Raw genomic sequence first — 1,409 nt, 5'->3', positions numbered from 1 at the left:
TTCCCCTTTTTGATAGGAGTCTTATTAATATGTTGATGAAGTATCGTTTCTGTGTGGGTATCGGTACCAGCTCGTTGGAAGCGTCGGCCACCATTCTCACGGGCGCGTGTTTCTCCCCACAGAGCGTCTTGACGCGGCTCGTGTCGAGGCTCTCGGCCAGTTCTTCCAGTAGGACAGATTCGAGTTCTGCTCGGTGAGAAACTCAGCAAGTATGGCGAACGGTATCGTTCTGTGGTCGTCGATTCCAATCGTGAACTGCACGTCGATTGTGGCGTGCTTGGGACACCTCTCGGATGGACACTAGATGTGACGTCGTCCTCACGGGAGTCAGTTATTACTAAATTCTAGAGGACTTTACGACACGATCCAACTTTGGCAGTAATTGGAGGTATTGAAGATCGCTCCGTTAACGAGACGCCCTTTACTGAGTGGTTGATTCAGCTCACATCAGCCAAAATGAACAGATCAATCTCCTGTATTCTTTCTTTTCATCTCCTACTAGAGATCTCTCTAAATTCCAAGGAACTCAAGCGGTGGCAGACCACAGTCGGTTTGGTCTGAAGGATCTGTAACTTCCAGTCGTTCTATAAACTCTTACACTGGAACCATATCGTCAGGAAGTTCGTCAACAGATTCCCCAAAATCTCCGTGGTTATAGGGCTTCGGGGTATCCTCCCAACACACACCTACAACTTCAGTGGTTGCAATATCAACATATACTACCCCAAGGTAGAGTTCAGTAGCGTACTCTTCTATCTCAAAACGCTCTTCAGCTCCCTCAACTAGGGAATGGAGCAAGTCACCATCAATATCATATCCGTGCGAACTACTGAGCGCCACGACGTTACCAAGTAGGGGCTTCTGGGGGTGTTCTGAGATGACAATTGCTATTCGGTGATACCCCTCTTCACCGGTTGTGCTCGCTGTCATTTGTTGGCGCCTTGCTCACGGTCGCTCAGTAGACCTGCAGAGCCAACCAATGTATCGTGCCGCTTGATTTCTGATGTGGCACGCTGCCGACGCGAATATAGCTCTCGTTCGATGGCCAAGTGAAGGTCCATATGGAACTGTTTTGCTGCGTCTTCCTTCTCTATAACAGCATCATCAGGTTCATCGAAAGCTCCTTGAACATAATCATTCGCATCTCGCCATTGACCGGTATCGATAGCGCGCTGTAGATCCTCTACTGAGGGCGCTTCAAATAATTCTGTATTCGAGTCGATCAAAACATGATCTGGCCCATTATCGAAATGTTCCTTTCCGTTTTGGATGCCGTCAGTCAAGGCACGTCTAAATGCTAGTGCACGATCAGCTGCGTTATCATCAGTCATCTCTTCCGCATCGGAAGCGTATTCGTTGAGTCCAAGATACAGAAATTCGATCATACCAGCAGCGACTTTTTCACGGTT

General features: G+C 48.3%; 2 protein-coding genes and 1 pseudogene. All 3 read right to left on the bottom strand.

The genetic code is table 11. From position 1 onward, the window contains the following. Nucleotides 1–267: pseudogene (locus tag RBH26_RS21270) on the bottom strand (hypothetical protein); the annotation flags it as partial. 327 nt (nt 268–594) lie between these two features. Next, on the bottom strand, nt 595–930 hold the full coding sequence (locus tag RBH26_RS21265; RefSeq protein ID WP_306760367.1) for a hypothetical protein: 336 nt from the start codon (nt 928–930) through the stop codon (nt 595–597). Then, the coding region (locus RBH26_RS21260; protein ID WP_306760366.1) for a hypothetical protein at nt 927–1,409 on the bottom strand (483 nt) is incomplete at its 5' end. The genes RBH26_RS21265 and RBH26_RS21260, both read right to left, overlap by 4 nt.

It is taken from the genome of Natronolimnohabitans sp. A-GB9, assembly GCF_030848565.1.
In the GTDB taxonomy this organism is placed as follows: Archaea; Halobacteriota; Halobacteria; order Halobacteriales; family Natrialbaceae; genus Natronolimnohabitans.
This window is presented reverse-complemented; position numbering and strand designations above follow the sequence as displayed.

Bases quoted from the DNA above. Each gene is read 5' to 3' on its own strand.
- RBH26_RS21265 (WP_306760367.1), bottom strand. From the start codon at position 930: ATGACAGCGAGCACAACCGGTGAAGAGGGGTATCACCGAATAGCAATT.